At 70.0% G+C, this 21,216-nt stretch carries 20 protein-coding genes; 16 read left to right on the top strand and 4 right to left on the bottom strand.

What is annotated here, in order from left to right; genetic code table 11:
• The 3 genes from sucB to lipB form a co-directional block, all read left to right on the top strand.
• Nucleotides 1-1,455: 2-oxoglutarate dehydrogenase, E2 component, dihydrolipoamide succinyltransferase (gene sucB / locus ABD908_RS21450; protein WP_344999813.1), on the top strand; the 1,455-nt coding region annotated here is incomplete at its 5' end.
• Nucleotides 1,456-1,481: 26 nt separating this feature from the next.
• Nucleotides 1,482-2,420: a TIGR01777 family oxidoreductase gene (locus tag ABD908_RS21445; RefSeq protein ID WP_344999811.1), complete on the top strand. Its 939-nt coding sequence runs from the start codon at nt 1,482-1,484 to the stop codon at nt 2,418-2,420.
• Nucleotides 2,421-2,430: 10 nt separating this feature from the next.
• Entirely contained in the window at nt 2,431-3,144 is a 714-nt protein-coding gene (gene lipB / locus ABD908_RS21440; protein ID WP_344999809.1) for a lipoyl(octanoyl) transferase LipB, read from the top strand.
• Nucleotides 3,145-3,277: 133 nt separating this feature from the next.
• Here lipB and ABD908_RS21435 read toward each other — a convergent pair whose 3' ends face one another.
• Complete coding sequence (locus ABD908_RS21435; protein WP_344999807.1) at nt 3,278-3,634, bottom strand: winged helix-turn-helix transcriptional regulator; 357 nt, start codon at nt 3,632-3,634, stop codon at nt 3,278-3,280.
• A 193-nt stretch (nt 3,635-3,827) separates the two neighbouring features.
• Here ABD908_RS21435 and ABD908_RS21430 point away from each other — a divergent pair, with 193 nt between their 5' ends.
• From ABD908_RS21430 to ABD908_RS21410, 5 genes are read left to right on the top strand one after another with little or no spacing between them, the layout of a single operon-like run.
• Entirely contained in the window at nt 3,828-4,679 is an 852-nt protein-coding gene (locus ABD908_RS21430; protein WP_344999805.1) for an alpha/beta fold hydrolase, read from the top strand.
• On the top strand, nt 4,676-4,840 hold the full coding sequence (locus ABD908_RS21425; RefSeq protein WP_344999803.1) for a hypothetical protein: 165 nt from the start codon (nt 4,676-4,678) through the stop codon (nt 4,838-4,840). The genes ABD908_RS21430 and ABD908_RS21425 overlap by 4 nt, the downstream gene beginning before the upstream one ends.
• A complete protein-coding gene (locus ABD908_RS21420; protein WP_344999801.1) occupies nt 4,837-7,707 on the top strand; it encodes an MMPL family transporter in 2,871 nt (956 codons plus the stop codon). Before ABD908_RS21425 ends, ABD908_RS21420 begins: the two co-directional genes overlap by 4 nt.
• Before the next feature lie 22 nt (nt 7,708-7,729).
• Complete coding sequence (gene lipA / locus ABD908_RS21415; protein ID WP_344999817.1) at nt 7,730-8,770, top strand: lipoyl synthase; 1,041 nt, start codon at nt 7,730-7,732, stop codon at nt 8,768-8,770.
• Between the two features lie 24 nt (nt 8,771-8,794).
• On the top strand, nt 8,795-9,556 hold the full coding sequence (locus tag ABD908_RS21410; RefSeq protein WP_344999799.1) for a DUF4191 domain-containing protein: 762 nt from the start codon (nt 8,795-8,797) through the stop codon (nt 9,554-9,556).
• Nucleotides 9,557-9,665: 109 nt separating this feature from the next.
• On the opposite strand, the gene ABD908_RS21405 is transcribed toward ABD908_RS21410, so the two are convergent.
• Entirely contained in the window at nt 9,666-10,553 is an 888-nt protein-coding gene (locus ABD908_RS21405; RefSeq protein ID WP_344999797.1) for a LysR family transcriptional regulator, read from the bottom strand.
• A 382-nt stretch (nt 10,554-10,935) separates the two neighbouring features.
• On the opposite strand from ABD908_RS21405, the gene ABD908_RS21400 reads away from it, so the two are divergent.
• The 3 genes from ABD908_RS21400 to ABD908_RS21390 all read left to right on the top strand — a co-directional run bounded on the left by ABD908_RS21400 (nt 10,936) and on the right by ABD908_RS21390 (nt 14,339).
• Nucleotides 10,936-12,372: a purine-cytosine permease family protein gene (locus ABD908_RS21400; protein ID WP_344999795.1), complete on the top strand. Its 1,437-nt coding sequence runs from the start codon at nt 10,936-10,938 to the stop codon at nt 12,370-12,372.
• Nucleotides 12,373-12,583: 211 nt separating this feature from the next.
• Complete coding sequence (locus ABD908_RS21395; protein ID WP_344999793.1) at nt 12,584-13,186, top strand: TetR family transcriptional regulator C-terminal domain-containing protein; 603 nt, start codon at nt 12,584-12,586, stop codon at nt 13,184-13,186.
• Between the two features lie 388 nt (nt 13,187-13,574).
• Complete coding sequence (locus ABD908_RS21390) at nt 13,575-14,339, top strand: class II aldolase/adducin family protein (RefSeq protein WP_344999791.1); 765 nt, start codon at nt 13,575-13,577, stop codon at nt 14,337-14,339.
• A 3-nt stretch (nt 14,340-14,342) separates the two neighbouring features.
• On the opposite strand, the gene ABD908_RS21385 is transcribed toward ABD908_RS21390, so the two are convergent.
• Nucleotides 14,343-14,801 (bottom strand): RDD family protein, encoded by a 459-nt coding sequence (locus ABD908_RS21385; RefSeq protein ID WP_344999789.1) that lies wholly within the window; start codon nt 14,799-14,801, stop codon nt 14,343-14,345.
• A 174-nt stretch (nt 14,802-14,975) separates the two neighbouring features.
• Here ABD908_RS21385 and glnA point away from each other — a divergent pair, with 174 nt between their 5' ends.
• The 5 genes from glnA (at nt 14,976) to ABD908_RS21360 (ending at nt 19,909) form a co-directional block, all read left to right on the top strand.
• The gene (gene glnA, locus ABD908_RS21380) at nt 14,976-16,409 is read left to right on the top strand and encodes a type I glutamate--ammonia ligase (protein ID WP_344999787.1); all 1,434 of its coding nucleotides are present in this window, start codon (nt 14,976-14,978) and stop codon (nt 16,407-16,409) included.
• A 74-nt stretch (nt 16,410-16,483) separates the two neighbouring features.
• Nucleotides 16,484-18,175 carry an ABC-ATPase domain-containing protein gene (locus ABD908_RS21375; protein ID WP_344999785.1) on the top strand — a complete coding sequence of 564 codons (1,692 nt, stop codon included), beginning with the start codon at nt 16,484-16,486 and terminating at the stop codon, nt 18,173-18,175.
• Between the two features lie 38 nt (nt 18,176-18,213).
• On the top strand, nt 18,214-18,552 hold the full coding sequence (locus tag ABD908_RS21370) for a hypothetical protein (protein ID WP_344999783.1): 339 nt from the start codon (nt 18,214-18,216) through the stop codon (nt 18,550-18,552).
• Between the two features lie 29 nt (nt 18,553-18,581).
• On the top strand, nt 18,582-19,169 hold the full coding sequence (locus ABD908_RS21365) for an FKBP-type peptidyl-prolyl cis-trans isomerase (protein WP_344999781.1): 588 nt from the start codon (nt 18,582-18,584) through the stop codon (nt 19,167-19,169).
• A 71-nt stretch (nt 19,170-19,240) separates the two neighbouring features.
• Nucleotides 19,241-19,909 carry a class I SAM-dependent methyltransferase gene (locus ABD908_RS21360; RefSeq protein WP_344999779.1) on the top strand — a complete coding sequence of 223 codons (669 nt, stop codon included), beginning with the start codon at nt 19,241-19,243 and terminating at the stop codon, nt 19,907-19,909.
• A 4-nt stretch (nt 19,910-19,913) separates the two neighbouring features.
• Here the strand turns inward: ABD908_RS21360 and ABD908_RS21355 are convergent.
• On the bottom strand, nt 19,914-21,216 hold a 1,303-nt coding region (locus ABD908_RS21355), incomplete at its 5' end, for a polysaccharide pyruvyl transferase family protein (protein ID WP_425584401.1).

Here is a 21,216-nt window from a genome sequence, read left to right as displayed (position 1 = left end):
GCAGCGGAGCCTGCCGCGGCTCCGGCCGCCGAGCCCGAGCCCGCCCCCAAGCCGGCGGCCGCCGCTGCTCCCGCTTCCGCCGCATCCGGCACCGAGGTGAAGATGCCGGAGCTCGGCGAGTCCGTCACCGAGGGCACCGTCACCCGCTGGCTCAAGGCCGTGGGCGACGACGTCGCCGTGGACGAGCCCCTGCTCGAGGTGTCCACCGACAAGGTCGACACCGAGATCCCCTCGCCGGTCGCGGGCACGCTGCTCGAGATCAAGGCCGAGGAGGACGACGTGATCGCCGTCGGCGGCGTGCTCGCGGTCGTCGGCGCACCCGGCGCCGCCCCGGCCGCTGCTCCGGAGCCCGAGCCCACGCCGGCACCCGCACCGAAGCCCGAGCCCAAGCCTGAGCCCACCCCGGCCCCCGCGGCCGCTGCTCCCGCCCCGGCACCGTCGGCCCCGGCGCCCGCACCGTCGACTCCCGCGGCCTCGGAATCGACCCCGTACGTGACCCCGTTGGTCCGCAAGCTGGCCGCAGACAACGGCGTCGACCTCAACTCGGTCAAGGGCACCGGGGTCGGCGGCCGCATCCGCAAGCAGGACGTGCTGGCCGCCGCCGAGGCGGCCGCGGCGGCAGCCGCATCGTCCAATGCAGCGCCTGCTTCGTCTCCCGCGCCGGCCGCTCCCGCCGCCTCCGCGGCACCGGCACCGTCGACGCCCAAGGGCGTGCGTCCCGAGCTCGCCTCGCTGCGCGGCACCACCGCGAAGATCAACCGCATCCGGCAGATCACGGCCAAGAAGACTCGCGAGTCGCTGCAGGAGTCCGCGCAGCTCACGCAGGTCTTCGAGGTGGACATGAGTCGCATCGTGGCGCTGCGCAAGCAGGCCAAGGCCTCCTTCCAGGCCAATGAGGGCGTCAACCTCACCTACCTGCCCTTCATCGCGAAGGCCGTGGTCGAGGCGCTCAAGCTGCACCCGAACGTCAACGCCTCGATCAACGAGGAGGCCAAGGAGATCACCTACCACGGTGTGGTCAACCTGGGCATCGCCGTCGACACCGATCAGGGACTGCTGTCACCGGTCATCAAGAACGCCGACGACCTGAGCCTGGCCGGCCTCGCCCGTGCCATCTCCGACCTGGCGGCGCGTACCCGTGGCAACGGCCTCAAGCCTGACGAGCTGTCCGGTGGCACCTTCACCATCACCAACATCGGCAGCCAGGGCGCGCTGTTCGACACCCCGATCCTGGTCCCGCCGCAGGCGGCGATGCTGGGCACGGGTGCGATCGTCAAGCGCCCGGTCGTGGTCACCGATACGAGCGGCACGGAGTCGATCGGCATCCACTCGATGTCGTACCTGCCGCTCACCTACGATCACCGGCTGGTGGACGGCGCCGACGCGGGCCGCTTCCTCACCACGATCAAGCACCGCCTCGAGGAGGGTGCGTTCGAGGCCGACCTCGGCCTGTAGCACCGGGACGGCGTGTAGGTAGGCGCATGCGGATCGCGATCGCGGGCTCGTCGGGGCTCATCGGCACAGCTGTCGCCGAAGCCCTGACGGCCCGCGGCGACACGGTGGTGCGCCTGATCCGGGAGGGTTCCGGCATACCTCCGGCTCCCGGCAGGCTGGCCTGGGACCCCGACGGTGCCGGGATCGCCCCGAGCGCGCTCGCGGGCGTCGACGCGGTGATCGACCTGTGCGGCTCGCCGATCGCCGGCCGGCGCTGGACCGGAGCCGTGAAGCAGGAGCTACGCGATTCCCGGTTGCACCCGACGCTCGCCCTCGCCGACGCGGTGGCCGGCGAGGGTGTTCCGGTGCTGCTCAACGCCTCTGCCGTGGGCTTCTACGGCAACGCCGGCGAGAGCGTGTGCGTCGACGCCGGCGCCGACGCCACCGCTGTCGGCGACGGCTTCCTGGCAGACCTGTGCGCCGAGTGGGAGTCCGCGACCGGCGCGGCGTCGGCGGCGGGCGCCCGCGTCGCGCACCTGCGGTTCGGTCACGTGCTGTCGGCGGCGGGCGGGCTGCTGCCGATCATGAAGCGCGTCTATCAGTTCGCCCTCGGTGGCAGGCTGGGCAGCGGCCACCAGTACCTGCCGTGGATCGAACGCTCCGACGCGGCGCGCGCGGTGCTGCACGTGCTCGACTCGCAGCTGTCCGGGGCGGTCAACATCACCGGACCCGACCCGGCACGCCAGGCGGCGTTCAGTGAGGCACTCGCCCGGCGCCTGGGGCGGCCCGCGCCGTGGGTGGTGCCCAAGTCCGTGCTGCGGCTCGTCGTCGGCGAGATCGCCGACGAGGGCCTACTCGCGTCGCAGCGTGCGGTTCCCCGGGCCCTGCGCGACGACGGCTTCCTCTTCGCCTATCCGGGGCTCGATGCGGCGCTCGCCGCGGCATTCGACGCTCCATTCGGGGCGCACGGCGCGGCCGGGGCGTAGCGTCACCCCCATGAGTTCGTCACGTTCCGCCCGCGCAGCGGCGGGCACCGATCTCGAGGTCCGGAACCTCGGCACCGTCGGCTACCAAGAGGCATGGGACCTCCAGCACCGTCTCGCCGACCAACGCGCCGACGGAGAGATCGGCGACGTGCTCCTGCTGCTCGAGCACCCCTTCACCTACACCGCGGGTAAGCGGACCCAGCCGGAGGACCGGCCCGTCGACGGCGGCGAGGTGATCGACGTCGACCGCGGCGGCAAGATCACCTGGCACGGCCCCGGTCAGCTGGTCGGATACCCGATCGTCGCGCTCGGCGCCCCCCTCGACGTGGTCGACTACGTACGACGGATCGAACAGGCATTGATCGAGGTGTGCCGCGGATACGGACTACCCGTCGGCCGCGTCGCCGGGCGATCCGGCGTGTGGCTCCCCGCCGACGGTGCCCGCCCCGAGCGCAAGGTCGCGGCGATCGGTATCCGCGTGACCCGCGGCGTCACGATGCACGGCTTCGCGCTCAACTGCGACAACACATTCGCCGGTTTCGACGCCATCATTCCGTGTGGCATCCCGGACGCCGGCGTCACGTCCATCTCCACCGAGCTCGGACGCGACGTCACCGTCATCGACGTCCACGACGCGGTCGTCGATGCCGTGCGCCGCGCGCTCGACGGTGACCTCCCCGTCGTCGACGAGGAACTGCACGCCGCCGGTTCCGCCGCCCGCTGACCGACGACCGCCTCTTCGACGAGCATCGAGACCTTCGATCAGCTGACATACCGTCGGTGAGCGACTGAGGGCGCTGGATGAATGACGGCGGGCGATGTGCCCGCATGTCCGGAGCAGACCCGCGGGCGCCCGCTCAGTCCCCCGTGGCGTGCGCCCAGGTCTGCGCCCACAGTTCGAGCGGCCCCAGCGCGAGCAGCAGCGACCGGCCGTGCACCGTCAACCGATAGCCCGTCGCCGTGGGGGTGACGATCCGCGCCTCGGTCAGCTCGGTCAGCCGCTGGGACAGGGTGCTCGGCGACATGCCGTCGATCCTGTCGCGCAGGCCGGAGAAACGCACCTGCCCGAATCGCAGCTCCCACAGGATGCTCAGCGCCCACCGACGCCCCAACAGGTCGAACGCCGCCATGACGGGACGGCCGCTCTCCGAGCCACGCACCGGCCGCCCGGGCAGCGGTCCGCCGCGCCGGTCCTCCTGCACGCCGTCATCCATGTGATCTCCGTCTCATCCGTGTGCGCGTTGTCGGAGACGTCATGCTCCGCCGCCCATTGTCCATGCGGCCCGCCTGGGCTAGCGTCCTATAGCACAGCATTCTACTTCGAATATTGGACCAGATGCGGCCATCAGAGCCGGATATCACAGGGACAGGTCCGATGTTCGAACCAATCGAGCACCGGAGGGCACTGTGACCACACGTATCGAGAGCTACCGCAGAGCAGGGTGGACGTTCCGCGTCCGCGACACCGGACCGATCGACGGCCCCGTCGTGGTCCTGCTGCACGGCTTCCCCCAGACCTCGTCGTCGTGGGCGGCGGTCGCCGCACTGCTCAACGACCGCGGAGTCCGCACCGTCGCCCCCGATCAGCGCGGCTATTCACCTGAGGCGCGGCCGCGCGGCCGCTTCGCCTACCGGTCCAGCGAGCTCACCGCCGACATCGTGGCGCTGCTCGGCGCGATCGGCAGGCCCGTGCACCTCGTGGGCCACGACTGGGGATCGCGCGTCGCCTGGGCGGTGGCGGCCGAGCGCCCGGACCTCGTCGCCACGCTGACTGCGGTGTCGGTGCCCCATCCGGCCGCGTTCGTGCGCTCGATGCTGCACTCGGACCAGGCGGTTCGCTCGTATTACATGGCGATGTTCCAGCCGCCGCTGCTACCCGAACTGCTGATCCGCAACCGGCCCGACATCTTCTACGGCCTGCTCGGTCGATCCGGAATGACGCCGGAGATGATCGACACCGTGCGCCGCGAGATCGTCGACACGGGCGCGCTCACCGGCGCCCTCAACTGGTACCGCGGGCTGCCGTTCTCGACGCCGACGGACCTGCGCGCCGTGGTGTCCGTGCCCACGACCCAGGTATGGAGCGACGGTGACACCGCCCTCGCTCGTGCGGGGGCGGAGCTGTCGCGCGACTACGTGACCGGCCGCTACCGCCTCGAGGTCCTGGCCGGCGCCAGCCACTGGATCCCGGACGAGCGCGCGGCCGACCTGGCCGACATCATCTGCGATACCGCCGGCTTCACCACCGAGGCCCGTTGAGCCCCGCGGCCGCGCTGGGCCGCTGGTGCGTCCGCCACGCGGCGTGGGTGCTGCTGCTGTGGGTGGCCGTGGCGGGTGCGCTCAACGTCGCGGTGCCCAGCTGGAGACGACCGTCCACCAGCACTCGGCGCCGTTCATCCCGGGCGACCTTCCCGGCGTGAACGGGCTGCGCGCGATGGCCAAGGAGTTCGGGACCGCGCCGTCGACCGCCCAGGGCAATGTCGTGATCGCGGACGAGCGCGGGATCAGCCCGGCGGACCAGCGCTACTACTCCGACCTGGTCACGCGACTCGAGGCCGACAACGACCACGTGGCGTACCTGATCGACGCGTACGGTACGGCGGCCGCCCGCGGGGTCGGGCTCAGTCCCGACGGCAAGGCGATCAACCTGGTGGTCGCGGAGGTCGGCGACGTGGGCTCCACCCGCGCGCAGACCAGCACCGACGCGATCCGTGAGACCCTCACCCGCACACCACCTCCCGCGGGCACCACGGTGTCGTTCACCGGCGTCGCCCCCACGCTGTCCGACCTGTTCACCGCGATCGACCGCTCCCTGCTGCTGATCACGGCGGTGTCGGTCGTGCTGATCACCGCTCTGCTGCTGATCACCTACCGCTCGCTCGGCGCCGCGCTCGTCCCGCTGCTGACGATCGGTCTGTCACTCGGTATCGCCCGGCCGATCGTGTCGCTACTCGGTGAGCACCGGGTGATCCCGGTGTCCAACTTCTCTATAGCGATCATGACCGCCATGGTGCTCGGTGCCGCAACGGATTACGCGATCTTCGCGGTGGCCGGCTTTCACGAGGCCCGCCGCGCGGGCGCGCCGGCGGACCAGGCCGCGGTGCGGGCGACGGCCCGCGTGGCACGGATCGTGGTCGCCTCAGCGCTCACGATCGCGGTCGCCAGCGGCGCGATGATCTTCTGCAAGGCGGGCATATTCGTCACCGCGGGCCTGCCGACGACGGCGTCGATCGCCGTCACCTGCCTGGTGGCGCTGACGGTGCCGCCCGCGCTGCTGCGCGTGCTCGGCGCCCGCGGATGGGTCGAGCCGCGCGCGTCGCGGGAACGACGGTGGCGGCGCACCGGCGCGTGGGTCATGCGGCGCGCAGCGCCGCTGTCGGCGGCGGCGCTCGTGATCCTGATCGCGGCCGCGGCGATGCTCCCGACCATGGTGATCGGCTTCGACGAGAACCGGATGCAGCTGCGCGCCACCGACTCCCGCACGGGCTACGACACGGTGCTGCGGCACTGGGGCGTCAACGAGGCGGCGCCCGAGTTCCTGCTGGTGCGCGCGGACCACGACATGCGCGACACCAACGACCTCGCCGCGCTCGAGGCCGTCGCGATAGGCGTGTCCAACCTCGACGAGGTCGCCTACGTCCGCTCGATCACGCGGCCCGAGGGGAAGCCGATCCCGGAGTCGGCGGTGGGTTACCAGACCCGGCTCGTCGCGGACGGCCTCGGTACCGCCCACAAGCAGATCCTGCAGGCGTCGCCGCAGCTGAAGGCCCTCGCCGCCGGCGTATCCGCGCTCGATTCGGGCGCGTCCGACGCCGCCGCGCGGGTCCCGGCCCTCGTCGACGGCACGCACCGGGTGGTCGGCCTCGCGACGGGCGTCCTCGACACGCTGACCGCGGCGCAGCGGGCGCTCGCCACGGCGACGGACGGCACCGTCGGTGTCCCCCAGGCGGTCACCACGCTGCGCACCGCGGTCGGCGCGCTCACAGTGGCCGCCGACGCCGTCCGGACCGCGCAGCAGCAGCGGGCGTCGTCGACGGCGGGTCTGACGACGGTGTTCGGCCCGCTCATGCGGCCCGCCGCGCCCGACTGCTCGATCACCCCCGGTTGCATCGCCGCGCGGCAGGCGTTCGCACAACTCGACGGCGCGACCGGCGGCGCGGCGTCCGCCGCGATCCGCGCCGCCACTGCGACCGACGTGCTGCCGGCCGGCACCACCGACCGCGCGGCCACCGCACTGAGCCAGGCCGACGACGCGCTCTCGCGGGTGCAGGGCCTACTCACCGGGCTGGGCGGACTCAGCCCGGACCAGATGAAGGCCCAGCTCGCGGAGCTCACGAGCGGCGTCGACCAGCTCGCGACCGGGCTCGGCCGGCTGAGCGACGGGCTCGGTCAGGTCAAGACCGGCACCGACCAGGTGGTAGCGATGACGGCACAACTGCAGCAGGGGCTCGGCACCGCGTCCGGATACCTCACGCAGATGTCCGACCACACCAGCGACGGCCCGGGGCGCGGCTTCTACCTGCCGCCGCAGGGGTTGACCTCGCAGCGGTTCGTCGACGGTGCCCGCCTGCTGCTGTCTCCCGACGGCCGCACGGCCCGCATGCTCGTGGTGTGGCGGGTGAACCCGTACTCCAACGCGGCGCTGCGGGCATCTCCGGAGATCCCCGCCGCGGCCCGCGCCGCCGCTCAGGGCACCGTTCTCGCGGACGCCCGGTTCGACAGCTTCGGCCTCGCCTCGATCTCCGCGCAGATGCGCAGCCAGGTGCTGCGCGACTTCCGACTGTTCGGTCTGGTGGCGGTGATCGGTGTGTTCCTGGTGTTGGTGGTGCTGCTCCGGTCGCTCGTCGCGCCGGCGTTGATGGTGGCCACCGTGGTGCTCTCGTTCGCAGCGGCGGCCGGGACGAGCGTGCTGCTGTGGCAGCACATCCTGGGGATCGACGTGGACTGGTCCGTGCTCCCGATCTCGTTCATGGCGCTCGTCGCCGTGGGCGCCGACTACTCCATGCTGTTCGCGGACCGGATCCGAGAGGAGGCGGCAGGGAACTCCACCCTGCGGGGTGTGCTGCGTGCGTTCGGCTCGACGGGCAGCGTCATCACCACGGCGGGGCTCGTGTTCGCGATCACGATGTTCGCGCTGATGTCGGGCAGCGTGATCAACCTGCTGCAGATCGGCTCGACGATCGGGATCGGTCTACTGCTCGACATCGCCGTCGTGCGCACCGTCTTCGTGCCGGCCGCGATGACGCTGCTCGGCGACCGGATGTGGTGGCCGTCCCGCCCGGACTGAGAAGCCCGGTCGCGGGCGTAGGATCACCCGGGTGAGTACCCCTCCCGCACAGCCCGAGGCGCGCAAGCCGGAGACCCGCAAGCTGCTCCGCCTCGAGGTCCGAAACGCCGAGACACCCATCGAGCGGAAACCCGGTTGGATCCGCACCCGAGCGAAGATGGGTCCGGAATACACCGAGCTCAAGGGCCTCGTCAAACGCGAGGGCCTGCACACGGTGTGCGAGGAGGCCGGCTGCCCCAACATCTACGAATGCTGGGAGGACCGGGAGGCCACGTTCCTGATCGGCGGCGAGCAGTGCACGCGGCGCTGCGACTTCTGCCAGATCGACACCGGCAAGCCGGCCGAACTCGACCGGGACGAACCCCGCCGCGTCGCGGAATCCGTTGCGGCCATGGGGCTTCGCTACTCCACCATCACCGGGGTGGCGCGCGACGACCTGCCCGACGAGGGCGCCTGGCTGTACGCCGAGACCGTCCGGCAGATCCACGCGCTCAACCCGAACACGGGCGTCGAGAACCTGATCCCCGACTTCCACGCCGAACCGGACCTGCTGGACGAGGTGTTCGACGCCCGGCCCGAGGTGCTGGCGCACAACCTCGAGACGGTGCCCCGCATCTTCAAGCGGATCCGTCCCGCCTTCCGCTACGACCGGTCCCTGGACGTCATCCGGCAGGCGCGTGCATTCGGCCTGGTGACCAAGTCGAACCTGATCCTCGGCCTGGGCGAGACGCCCGAGGAGGTCACGGCGGCGATGCGCGATCTGCACGACGCCGGCTGCGACATCCTCACGATCACGCAGTATCTGCGGCCCTCGCCGCGGCACCACCCGGTCGAACGCTGGGTCAAGCCCGAGGAGTTCGTCGAGCACACCACCGTGGCCGAGGAGATGGGCTTCGCGGGCGTCATGGCCGGGCCGCTGGTGCGTTCGTCGTACCGCGCTGGACGGCTCTACGCCAAGGCCATGTCCCACCACGGGCGGGAGCTGCCGGCCGCCATGGAGCACCTCGCCCAGGAGGGCTCCGCCGCGCAGGAGGCGACCTCGGTGCTGCGCCGCATGGCCTGATCCCGCGCCGACTACGCTGTAGGGATGGCACGCAGCAGAAGCACCGCCGACGCGAAGAACAAGGAGCTCCGCGCGGAGGCGAAGAAGGCCCGCCGTAAGGCCTCGCGGGAACGCTACAAGCAGATGTGGCAGGCGTTCCAGATGCAGCGCAAGGAGGACAAGCTCCTCCTCCCGCTGATGATCGGGGCGTTCGTCGGCGTGATCGTGGTGGCGGTGATCATCGGTCTGCTGATCAGCAAGTGGTGGCTGTTCCTGATTCTGGGCGTCCTACTCGGCGCGCTGCTGGCGTTCGTCGTGTTCACGCGACGGCTCGAGCGCAACGTCTTCGCCAAGAACGAGGGGCAGCCAGGCGCCGCGGGGTGGGCGCTCGACAACATGCGCGGGCAGTGGCGGGTCACGCAGGCCGTGGCCACCACCACCCACGCCGACGCGGTGCACCGCGTGCTCGGCCGCCCCGGCGTCGTGCTGGTCGGCGAAGGCAACCCCGGCCGTGTCAAGGGCCTGCTCGCTCAGGAGAAGAAGCGCACGGCCCGGATCGTGGGCGACACACCGATCTATGAGTTCGTGACCGGCTCCGAGGAGGGCCAGATCCCGCTGCGGAAGCTGCAGCGGACGCTCGCGAAGCTGCCCTCCAACATCAGCACCGACAAGCTGGACACCCTCGAGCAGCGGCTCGCGGCGCTGGGCGCCAAGGCGGGCGGCGCGCAACTGCCCCGCGGCCCGCTCCCCCAGGGCGCCAAGATGCGGTCGATGCAGCGCACCGTACGCCGCCGCACCGGCAGCTGACACCCCGCACGACGGCGCCGCTACCCGGACACACCGGGTAGCGGCGCGGTCGGATCGGCTGCAGGTACGACAAGGCCTGCAGGTGGGAGGTGTGGCAGATACATGGTGATCACTCCATGGCGGCACGAATCAGTTCACATGCCGTCAGCACCAGAGGCTCGCGCATGCGTCCGCGCCGGTGGATCACCGAGAACGGTGCCTGGTACCCGAAGGAGGCAGGCAGTAGCGGCTTCAGTCGCCCGTCGTCCACCCAACGGTCTGCGTAGTGCTCTGGTAGATAGCCGATGAACCCGCCGGACAGGATGAGCATCAACTGCGCCTCCATATTGTCCACGGTCGCCGCCTTCTGCCCGAACCCGTGCCTGGCCAGCTCCCTCTCCGTCCAGTAGCCGCGGGTCACCATGCGCTGCTGCGCGATCACATCCGGCGACGGCCTGCGGCGGTCGTACAACGGGTGTGCGGAGCTGCAGTAGAGCCAGTGCTGCTCCTGGTAGAGCGGCAACGTGGCAAGCGCTGGCGGGCTGGTCGCGAACGAGCCGATCCCCAGGTCCACCACCCCGTCCAGAACGCGCGCCTGCAGCTCTGTCGGTGACCGCACCTCCACGTTGAGATGCACTGCGGGGTGATCCCGACTCAGGGCGCCGATCACGCCGATGAGCGGCAACTTCGGGTCGGACACCGTGGAGTCCAATACGCCGAGGGTGAGCGTTCCACGCAGTTCACCTTGCAGCGCAAGACCATACCGTTCGAACTGCTCGAGCTCGCCCAAGATCCGAAGACACTCCTGGTGGTACACCTCCCCCTTACTGGTGAGCGTGAAGCCGGCGCGCCCGCGCTGACACAGCACGATGCCGAGCCGGCGCTCCAACTGCGCCATGTAGGTGCTGATCGCCTGCACAGAGAGGCCGAGCTCCTGCTGCGCGGCGGCGAAGCCCTGGTTCCGGACGATCGCCACGAACACGCGGATCAGCTTGAGGTCTGGCAGATCGCTCGGCATCGCATCCTCCTCCGCAGCATGGAGTGACGTCCGTCTCTCCATTTACTTCAGAGATTCTAGAAGTATTTTTTTAAACCCGATGATTTATTTACCGGCTTCCGGTTCGTACTGTTCTACGCATGGCCATAGCACCCGACCCGGGAGCTCGACCGATCGAGTCACACCCACAACACCTCGAATCTGCCGATGGCGGCCGGCCCCGCGCGACATCTCGTGGACCTCCGCCGTCGAGAACAGGCGATCAGCCCCGACCTCCGCACGTCCGCCAGCGGCAATATCGAGCGCCCACCCACGAATCCGCACCGGAGTCTCACACGCCGCCGGCCCCCATTCCGCCAACGCTCATCACATCACTGAACTTTTCCTAGCTAGGAAGGCATACATGTCCGCATCGACAGAGAAGAACACCACGGCTCAAACGACCCTGGTCGAGTCGAGGTCCATCGACTGGGTGCCACATGAGGAGCGTCACGGAAAGCTCTGGCACCAGTTGCCGTTGTGGTTCCTCGGCAACTTCCAGTACTCCTCGGTCGTCATCGGCTTCATCGGTCCCAGCATGGGGCTCTCCCTCGCATGGACCGCCGTCGCCGGCGCCCTGGGCATCATCATCGGCACCCTCTTCATGGTCTTCCACGCATCACAGGGGCCACAGATGGGGTTGCCCCAGATGATCCAATCCCGGGGTCAATTCGGGTATCGCGGGGTGGTGATCCCGTTGTTCGCGACGTTCGTGACGTACTTCATGTTCAACGCGGTCAACCAGGTACTGCTGGGCTCGGGCTTCAAGGCGTCGTTCGGCCTGAACTCCGAGGTGGTCAAAGTGGTCGTCGCCGCGAGCGCCGGACTGCTCGCCATCCTCGGCCACGACTGGGTGCACCGCATGTTCCGGATCGTGCTCGCGATCTCACTGCCGCTGACGCTCATCATGACCATCGGAATCGTCCTCGGCCACGGCGGCGGGTCCGCACACGGACACCCGGGAGGATTCACGATCGTGGCGTTCATGGCCCAGCTGTCGGCCGCTGCGGCGTACAACATCACGTACGCCCCGTACGTGTCCGACTACTCGCGATACCTGCCCGCCGATACCAAGCCGTCCTCGGTGTTCGCGTCGGTGTTCCTGGGCGCCACAGTGTCGGCGATCTGGCTCATCGTATTGGGGGCCTGGATGGCGGTTCGCCTGGGCGCCACCGATGGGCTCGCAGGCATGCAGACGGCAGGGAACAACGTCTTCAGCCATCTCGGCGGGGCCGCAGCATTGTTCTCGGCTCTGGCATTGTGGGCCACTATGGGCATGAACGCCTATGGCGGCAGCCTTACAGTACTCACCGCATTGGCGAGTTTCCGCCCGTTCACCCCGGGCAGGCGCAGCCGGATCATCACGGTCGTGGCCCTCACACTTGCGTGGTACGCGGTCGGCGAGTCGATCAGCGCGGGAGCCGTGGACGCCGTGTTCGTGTCCCTGACGATCATGCTGTACCTACTCGTGCCCTGGACCGCCACCAACCTTGTGGACTACTTCGTAGTGCGCCGAGGACACTACGCGATCCCCGAGATCTTCAACCCGAACGGCATCTACGGATCCTGGGCGTGGCGAGGGATCGCCGCGTACGCCCTGGGTCTCCTGGCCGAGGTGCCGTTCATGGTGATCAAGGGTCTCGGGCCGATCACCTATGTCGGACCGGCCGCCGGTGCTCTGGGCTCGGTCGACATCGCCTGGCTCGTGGGGCTCATCGTTGCCGGTGGCTCGTACTGGCTGTTCGCCCGCTCGCTCGATGTATCTGCCGAAGTCTCGGTCGCGAGCATGACGCGCGCCTGAGCTCCCGGCGTTGCGCGCCGGTGATGTGGGCCGGCCCGCTCGTTCGCGGTATACGTCGCCGTCAGCAGGATCACGAAACCCACGCCCGGCGATGTCATGGCAGTCTGGGACGCGCGGATCGCCGGGCCGACCGGATCCCAGGCCACCAGCCACGGGGACCATCCGAGCCGGCGAACGCGAACTGTCCGTGTATCCAGGGAGGGCGGCGTCAGTGCCGAAGGTGGTCGATCACGAGCAGCGACGCCGCGAGCTGGCCGATGCCGCTCTCTCGCTGGCCGCGAGGGACGGTCTCGCCGCGGTGACCACGCGAGCGACCGCTGCCGAGTGCGGGTGGTCTACCGGCGTGCTGAACCACTACTTCTCGTCACGTCACGACCTGCTGCTCGCGGCTCTCCGCCGCGCCGGCACGCTGCAGGGCCAGGCCTACCAACAGATCATCGCCACCGACGCCGACGCTCGGGCCAAGCTGATCGCCATCACCGAGAGCGTCCTCCCGCTCGATGATCGACGGCTCGCCATGACCCGCATCTTCCTCTTCTTCTATGCCGAAGGTGCCGCCCAGGAATCGGAACGCGAAGAGATCGCCGGGTTCCTTGCCCGCTGGCGACTGGTGATTCGGAGCACGATCGCCGAAGGCCAGCGCAACGGCGGTCTCGACGCCGCCATCGACGGCGAGGCGGTCGCATTCCTGCTGCAGTTCCTCACCGACGGCGCGTCCTTGGAAGCGGTCGTCGACCCGGCGACCATGGAGGCAGTCCGTAGCCCGGGATTCGCCGAACGCTGCGTCGATACCGCGCTCAGCGCCCGGCGATAGCGACGCCCGAGAGCAACACCCACGTCGGTCCCACCGAATCGTCCTGGTCGACCAGTTCGCACCCACGGATGTGCCCACCTGGATGTACCCACCGCCGAACCGTGAGCCGCAGGGGTCCCCACCGGCGGGCCGGAGCACCGCTTTCCCACCGGGGCCACTGCTTTCCCGCCGGGCCACCGCTTTCCCGCCGGGCCACCGCTTTCCCGCCGGGGCCGGGCATCGTCGGCAACCCGCGCCGTACGACGGGCTCGGCGCTCGGGCTCGTTCCCCGCACGCCCGAGACTCACGGGCTGATCGGCACGGCGGAGTCGGCTGAGCGAGCACCCTTGACGTTTTTATACCGCGCGATATAAATTAGACTCCGAAGCCGAACCCGAAGGAGGGCCCAGTGACCACAACCACCGCCGCGACCATCAAGACCGAGGTGGAGTTGCGACGCGAACTCGCGGCCGTGTACCGACTGATCGCTCACTTCAAGATGACCGATCTCATCTTCACTCATATCTCGGTCCGGCTGCCCGGCCCAGAACACCACTTCCTGATCAATCCGTACGGGCTCCTGTTCGAGGAGATCACCGCGTCGAACCTGGTGAAGGTCGACCTCGCCGGCAACCTCGTGGAGCCGTCCGTGTTCGAGGTGAACCCGGCCGGTTTCGTGATCCACGGAGCCATCCACGCGGCGCGCGAGGACGCTCAGTGCGTGCTACACACCCACACCCAGGCAGGTTGCGCGGTCGCCGCACAGGAGGCCGGCCTGCTCCCGATCAATCAGATCTCGATGGAGTTCTACAACCGCGTCGGCTACCACGACTACGAGGGCATCGCGCTCAACCTTGCGGAGCGGGAGCGCCTGGTGACGGACCTCGGCGAGCGCTCAGCGATGATCCTACGGAACCACGGCCTGTTGACCGTCGGCACCTCGGCTCAGGATGCGTTCCTGCGTATGTACTACCTCGAGCGGGCCTGCCAGATCCAGATCGCCGCACAGCATTCCGGCGCGCTGCGCCTTCCGTCGCCCGAGGTCGCCGAGCACACCGCGCGCCAGTTCGCCGGCGAGCAGAGCGACGACTACACAGACGACAAGGCGTACGACCTGGCCTGGGCGGCACTGCTCCGGATGCTGGAGCGGATCGCACCCGACTACAAGTACTGAACCTCAGCGGGTCCGGACGAGGACGGTGCCGGTGGCCCGGTCCTGCATGCCGCGGCCGTCGCCGTCCTGCAGGAGCGGCGGCACCAGGAACACGATCAGCACGCCGCGCGCCAGGGCGCGCACGAAGCCCACGCGAACCGTCGGGCCCTCGATCCGCGCCACGCGGAGCCCCGCGAAGTACTGGCCGGGCGTGAAGCCGAACAGCGTCACCGTCAGGACCCCCACCAGCAGCCACAACCCCAGCGTCCACAGGCTCTGCGACTCGAAGGACGCGAACGCCAGGACGATCAGTCCGCAGGCGATCCAGTCGATGAACAGCGCCAGCACCCGCTGACCCGTCGAGCCCACGGCGCCGACGCCGCTCCGCGGCAACCCGATGTCGGCGCCCTTGTACTCGGGGTGGACGCCCGACGGCATCGCCGCCGAGGCGCCGGACAGCCAGGAACCCGTTGCGCGACCCATGCCCATAGGATACTGGCGTCGTGTGACGCCGGAGCCGCACACCCCGGCGCACGCGTAACACCGATGAAACATTCTGTTAGTTCTCGGGCAACACCAAGTCCATAACGTCGGGCGACGTAACCTCGGGGGCGGGCCGTGCGCTCACGCCCGTACAGAGAAGGAGCAAACCTAAAGGTGTTCACCACAAACCAGGAACTACTCGACTATCTGCGCACCGAGGACGTGGAGTACGTCGACATCCGCTTCTGCGACCTCCCCGGGGTCATGCAGCACTTCTCCATTCCCGCGTCGGCATTCGACGAGAGCGTCTTCGAAGACGGCCTCGCCTTCGACGGCTCCTCCGTCCGCGGCTTCCAGTCGATCGACGAATCCGACATGATGCTGCTGCCCGACGTCACCACCGCGCGCCTCGACCCCTTCCGTGCCGCCAAGACCCTGAACCTGTCGTTCTTCGTCCACGACCCGTTCACCCGCGAGGCCTACAGCCGCGACCCCCGCAACATCGCCCGCAAGGCCGAGGAATACCTCAAGAGCACCGGCATCGCCGACACCTGCTTCTTCGGCGCCGAGGCCGAGTTCTACATCTTCGACTCGATCTCCTACGACTCCACCATCAACGGCGCGTTCTACGAGATCGACTCCATCTCCGGCGCGTGGAACACCGGCCGCTCCGTCGAGGAGGACGGCTCCCCCAACCTCGGCTACAAGGTCCGCACCAAGGGCGGCTACTTCCCCGTCGCCCCGTACGACCACTACGTCGACCTCCGGGACAAGATCTCCACCAACCTGCAGAACGCCGGCTTCACCCTCGAACGCGGCCACCACGAGGTCGGCACCGCCGGTCAGGCCGAGATCAACTACAAGTTCGACACCCTGCTGCACGCTGCCGACGACGTCCAGCTGTTCAAGTACATCGTCAAGAACACCGCATGGCAGGAGGGCAAGACCGTCACGTTCATGCCCAAGCCGCTGTTCGGCGACAACGGCTCCGGCATGCACGCCCACCAGTCCCTGTGGAAGGACGGCAAGCCGCTGTTCTACGACGAGGCCGGCTACGGCGGCCTCTCCGACATCGCCCGGCACTACATCGGCGGCATCCTGCACCACGCCCCGTCGCTCCTGGCGTTCACCAACCCCACCATCAACTCCTACAAGCGACTGGTGCCGGGCTACGAGGCCCCCATCAACCTGGTCTACAGCCAGCGCAACCGCTCCGCCTGCGTGCGTATCCCGATCACCGGCAACAACCCCAAGGCCAAGCGCATCGAGTTCCGCTGCCCCGACTCCTCCGGCAACCCGTACCTGGCGTTCGCCGCGATGATGATGGCCGGCCTCGACGGCGTGAAGAACAAGATCGAGCCGCACGCCCCCGTCGACAAGGACCTCTACGAGCTCCCTCCGGAGGAGGCCAAGGGCATCCCCCAAGCCCCCACCTCCCTACCGGCCGTGATCGATCGCCTCGAAGAGGACCACGAATACCTCACCGCCGGTGGCGTGTTCACCGAGGACCTCATCGAGACCTGGATCCAGCTCAAGCGCGACAACGAGATCGCACCGGTCAACCTGCGGCCGCACCCGTACGAGTTCGAGCTCTACTACGACGTGTGACCACGCAGTAGCTCTGAAGCGACCCGCACCCCCGGTGCGGGTCGCTTCGTCTCTCGGGCGGGCAGGATGGTGCCATGCGAGACCGGAAGGCGTTGGAGCACATACTCGACGGGATCGACGGGCGTGGATACGCCGGGTACCGCCAGGTGGCGGGCGAGTTCGACCTGGGGGACTGCCGGCTCGACATCGACCATGTGCAGACCGATCCCTATGCGCCACCGTCGGCGGTGCGGGTGTCGGTCGCCGGCGCGAGCGCCGACCTCCCCGCCGACCTGATCGGCGACAGGGCCGGCCGGGTCGCCACCGCCGACTTCCTCACCCGGCGATTCGTCTCCGCCGCACGAGAACTCGCGCCGAGCGGGGCGATACGGATCGGCGAGCCCGGTCAAGAGGTGCTGGAGCGCACCAGCATCCGCATCGAGCACCGTCGCGTCGAGGCGCGGCTGTCGGTGCAGCTCCCCGCCGCGGGCCGGCGCATCCGCGGTCGTGAGGCCGCGCGGATCCTCGCCGACATCATCCCGAGGCTGGCCGCGATGTGCCTGCGGCACAGCAGCATCGACACGGCAGCGTTACGCGCACACGGCACGCTGTATCGGGACCAGGAACACCTGCGTGCACGGTTGGCGGGCGCGGGCCTGGTCGCCTTCGTCGCCGACGGTGCCGTCCTCCCCCGCGCGGCGGGCGACTCCGACCTACCGCTGATCCGCGGCGCCATCCCCTTCGAGAGCCCCGCCGCACTCCGCGTCTCCTTCCCACTCCCCAGCGGCACGACGGTGTCAGGCATGGGTGTCCGCGATGGTGTCACTGTGATCGTCGGCGGTGGCTACCACGGCAAGTCGACGCTGCTGCGCGCGCTGGAGCGCGGTGTATACCCGCACATCGCCGGTGACGGCCGGGAATGGGTGATCACCCGCGGAGACGCCGTCACCGTCCGCGCCGAGGACGGGCGGGCGGTGACGGGCGTCGACATCTCGCCGTTCATCGGCGACCTGCCGTCGGGCACGGACACCCGCCACTTCTCCACCACCAACGCGAGCGGATCCACCTCGCAGGCGGCGAACCTCGTCGAGGCGATCGGCGCCGGCGCCACCGCGCTGCTCATCGACGAGGACACGTCGGCGACCAACTTCATGATCCGCGACGACCGCATGCGCCGCCTGATCCCCGCCGACCGCGAACCGATCACCCCGTTCGTCGACCGCGTGCGGCCACTGTTCACCGAGCGGGGCGTCTCGACGGTGCTGGTAGCCGGCGGATCGGGGGCCTTCTTCGACGTGGCCGACACCGTCATCGCCCTGGACGCCTACCGTCCGCGAGACGTGACCGCCGCGGCCCACGCGATCGCCGGTCGGCCTGCCGCTCCCGATACACCGCCCGGCACGGTGATCCCGTCGGAACTCCCGCGGATCCCCACCGCGCGGTCGCTGCGGGACGGCTCCAAGCCCGCGCGTGCGCGCGGACGCAGCGATATCCGTCGCGGCGATCAAGACATCGACCTCGCCGCGGTGGTGCAACTGGTCGACCCCGCGCAGACGGCCGCGCTGGCACGGGCACTGGACCGGCTGGCGGACATGTTCGACGGGCGACGCCCCCTCGCCGAGGCCGTCGATCTGCTGCTCTCCCGGATCGACGCGGACGGCCTCGAAGTGCTGTCCCCGCGCCGCGGTCACCCGGGCGATCTCGCCCGCCCGCGCCGCCACGAGATCCATGCCGCGGTCAACCGCTACCGACGCCTCGAGCTGGCCGCGCCGGGTGACCTCGCGTGACCCGGCAGACGCGCATCCACCTGTTAGCGTCGAGTCCCATGACTCCGAGACTCTCCCACGCGCGGCGGGCCGCAGCTGGACTGCTCCTCGCCGGCGGCGTCGGGCTGGCCGTCGCCGCGTGCGGGCAGTCGTCATCGACCGGCACCACCACGACGGCACCGTCCACCAGCGCAGACACCTCCACCACCACAGCGGCGTCCACGTCCGTCTCGACGACGGCGTCCGCCCCCGCTTCGCCGTCGCCGGCCCCGCAGCCCCCGATCGCGCTGTCCGGGTCCGCCGCACCCGCGCCCGAGTTCCCGGTCACCGAGGTACCCGTGCCGATCGAGACGTTCGGGGCGCCCACCTCGGCCGCTCCGACGTCCGCCGGGCGGTGAGGAGACGGGCGACCGGTAGGTTGGCCCGCATGCACTCCACACGAGCACTCGTCTCCACCGCAGTCATCACCGTGGCCGCAGCAGCCGCTCTGACCGCCTGCGGTTCGTCGAGCTCCGCCAACGCCGCGGCCGGCACCCCGGCGGCCGCAGCCGGCTCCACCTGCCCCACCGCCGCTCCTGCGGCGAACGTCAAGCCCGAGTGGAGCCTCAAGGGCGCCACCGGCTCCGTCGACGTGACCGGCTCCACCGCCACCACAGCCCCCAAGGTCAGCGTGCACGCGCCGTTCACCGTGACCACCACCCAGGTGCACACACTGACGGCCGGAACCGGCGCCGTGGTGCCGACCACCGCCACCGTCACCGTCTGCTACGAGGGCGTGGACGGCCGGGACGGCAACGTGTTCGACAGCGCTTACCAGCGCGGCACGTCCACGTCGTTCCCTCTCGACGGCGTCGTCCCCGGCTTCAGCAAGGCGATCGCCGGCCAGAAGGTGGGCTCGACAGTGGCAGTCGCCATGATCCCGGCGGACGGCTACCCACAGGGCCAGCCGGATGCCGGAATCCGGCCCGGCGACACGCTGATCTTCGCGATCAAGATCCTCTCGGCCCAGGGCTGATCGCAGCGGGTAGCGGATGGGGCAGGCAGCGGACCATCCACTACCCGCCCCGCCGGGCTACGCTCGACCGGATGAACAGCTCCGTCGCCCCGCTGCTGGATCGCATGCGCGATCTGGCACTCGCGCCGCTGCATCAGGTCAACCAGCGACACCCGTGGAGTCACAACGACCACTTCCACCGCTGGATCCTCGCCAACCTCCCGGCCCGCAGGTGCGCGGCGCTCGAGGTCGGGTGTGGACAGGGTGAACTGGCGGCGACGCTCGCGGCGCGGTTCGCCCGCGTGGACGCCGCCGACGCCGACCCCGCGATGCGTGCGGCCACCGCCCGGCGCTGCGCCGGGCTGCCGGTCACGGTGCTCGAGGGCTTCGCCGCCGCGCGCGGCCCCTACGACCTGATCACGATGGTGGCATCGCTGCACCATCTCGACACCCCACAGGCGCTGGCCCAGTGCACCGACCTACTGGCGCCGGGCGGGCGGCTGCTCGTCGTGGGGCTGGCGCGGCCCACCTCGCCGCGTGACATCGCGTGGTTCACCGCCTCGGTGCTCGCCAACCCGATCATCGGCTTCGCGAAGCATCCACGGCGGCACCGCGGTCCGCCACGACCGCCCGCGTTCCCTGTGCGCGACCCGGACGAGTCCCTCGGCGAGGTCGCGGACCTCGCGAGCGACGCGCTACCGGGCTCCCGCCTGCGGCGCCGTGTCGGGTTCCGCTACACCCTCCAATGGACGCGCCCCTGACGGCTCAGAACAGCCGGCGCGGAGGGTAGATCTCGCGGGCGAGTTCGACCTTGCGGGCCACGTTTCCGTCCCGGACCACGGTCGGGAATCCACCCGCGTCGGGCCGGACGGGGATCGACGCCCGCTGCAGGCTCGGCGTGGCGGCGTCACCGTCGGAATCACCCACGACGGTCCACCGCGAGCCGGCAGCGATCAGCGACGCATGCTTGGTGCCGTAGTAATCGGGACGCGGCACCACCGCGACACCGGAGTCGCCGCCTGCGGCGGCCACCAGGTGCGGGTGGAAGCGCGTGCTGATCCAGGTGTGCTGCACAGGCAGTCCGTAGCGCCACACGTCGAGGAACGGCACCACCCGGGAACCGGCGAGCCGATCGCCCAGCACCGTCGCCACCTCGAGGTCGCGGCCCGGGATCCCCTCGACCACCGTCACGTCCTCGCCGGCAACGCCCCACGCGTCCAACGTATCCCGGGCGAAGCCGGCGAGGGCGGGCACGCCGACACCGTCGCCGTATCGGAAGTCGTCCACCTGGTCGGCCTGGAGGCACAGCGCCACACGGGGACCCGAGCCTTCGCCCGTACCCGGCAGAGCCGTTCCGAGCCACACGTCGTCGCCGGTGCGTCGCACGCCCGGCACGCCGGCGAGCAGCGCCAGCGATGCCTCGTCGCGCACGTCGAAGACGTCGAACGCCGCGGCCGCCTCCAGCAGCGCGTCCCGCCGGGCACCCGCCAGGAACGGCACCAGACCGTGTCCGGTGGCCACCGCCCGCGCGCCGGTCCTGCGTACGACGGCGGCCACCGCGACGGGCAACGACACCTGTGACGCCCAGATACCGTTGAGGTACCCGCCGCCCACGAGGTGGATCGTGGACGCGGAAGCGAGCAGGTCCACGCCCTCCGCGAGCCGCGGCGCCTCACCGAGCCGGGTCGCGGCGTCGGCGACCCACTCCCAGGGCGCAGGCCCGTCGACAGCGCGTCCGTCGCCGTCCACGGCGCTGTCGAGATCGAGTTCCCCGGCGGCGTAGATGGTCAGTTGCCACAGCGTGTCCGTGAACAGCGCCCGCGGATGGTCGCCCCGCAGCAGCAACGCGGCCTGGCCGGGGCTGTGACAGTCGACGACGACGGTCGCCTGCGGTCGCACCTGTGCGAGGTAGCGCAGCCACGTCCGCACGATCAGCTCGTCGCCGTAGTTCGGATGCCCGGCGGGGGCCACGAGGTAGATCAGCTCGTCGCGGCCCCACGCGTGCTGCACGCGTGCGGTGGCGTCGTCGACCCGGGCCCGCGCGCGCCGCGCCGCCCCCCGCGCGACG

The sequence above is a fragment of the Tsukamurella soli genome (genome assembly GCF_039541155.1).
Taxonomy (GTDB): domain Bacteria; phylum Actinomycetota; class Actinomycetes; order Mycobacteriales; family Mycobacteriaceae; genus Tsukamurella; species Tsukamurella soli.
Note: the sequence above shows the minus strand (reverse complement) of the source record. Positions and strands in the feature narration are given on the sequence as shown.

Bases quoted from the DNA above. Each gene is read 5' to 3' on its own strand.
- ABD908_RS21445 (WP_344999811.1), top strand. From the start codon at position 1,482: ATGCGGATCGCGATCGCGGGCTCGTCGGGGCTCATCGGCACAGCTGTC.
- lipB (WP_344999809.1), top strand. From the start codon at position 2,431: ATGAGTTCGTCACGTTCCGCCCGCGCAGCGGCGGGCACCGATCTCGAG.
- ABD908_RS21435 (WP_344999807.1), bottom strand. From the start codon at position 3,634: ATGGATGACGGCGTGCAGGAGGACCGGCGCGGCGGACCGCTGCCCGGG.
- ABD908_RS21410 (WP_344999799.1), top strand. From the start codon at position 8,795: ATGGCACGCAGCAGAAGCACCGCCGACGCGAAGAACAAGGAGCTCCGC.
- ABD908_RS21405 (WP_344999797.1), bottom strand. From the start codon at position 10,553: ATGCCGAGCGATCTGCCAGACCTCAAGCTGATCCGCGTGTTCGTGGCG.
- ABD908_RS21400 (WP_344999795.1), top strand. From the start codon at position 10,936: ATGTCCGCATCGACAGAGAAGAACACCACGGCTCAAACGACCCTGGTC.
- ABD908_RS21385 (WP_344999789.1), bottom strand. From the start codon at position 14,801: ATGGGTCGCGCAACGGGTTCCTGGCTGTCCGGCGCCTCGGCGGCGATG.
- ABD908_RS21375 (WP_344999785.1), top strand. From the start codon at position 16,484: ATGCGAGACCGGAAGGCGTTGGAGCACATACTCGACGGGATCGACGGG.
- ABD908_RS21370 (WP_344999783.1), top strand. From the start codon at position 18,214: ATGACTCCGAGACTCTCCCACGCGCGGCGGGCCGCAGCTGGACTGCTC.
- ABD908_RS21365 (WP_344999781.1), top strand. From the start codon at position 18,582: ATGCACTCCACACGAGCACTCGTCTCCACCGCAGTCATCACCGTGGCC.
- ABD908_RS21360 (WP_344999779.1), top strand. From the start codon at position 19,241: ATGAACAGCTCCGTCGCCCCGCTGCTGGATCGCATGCGCGATCTGGCA.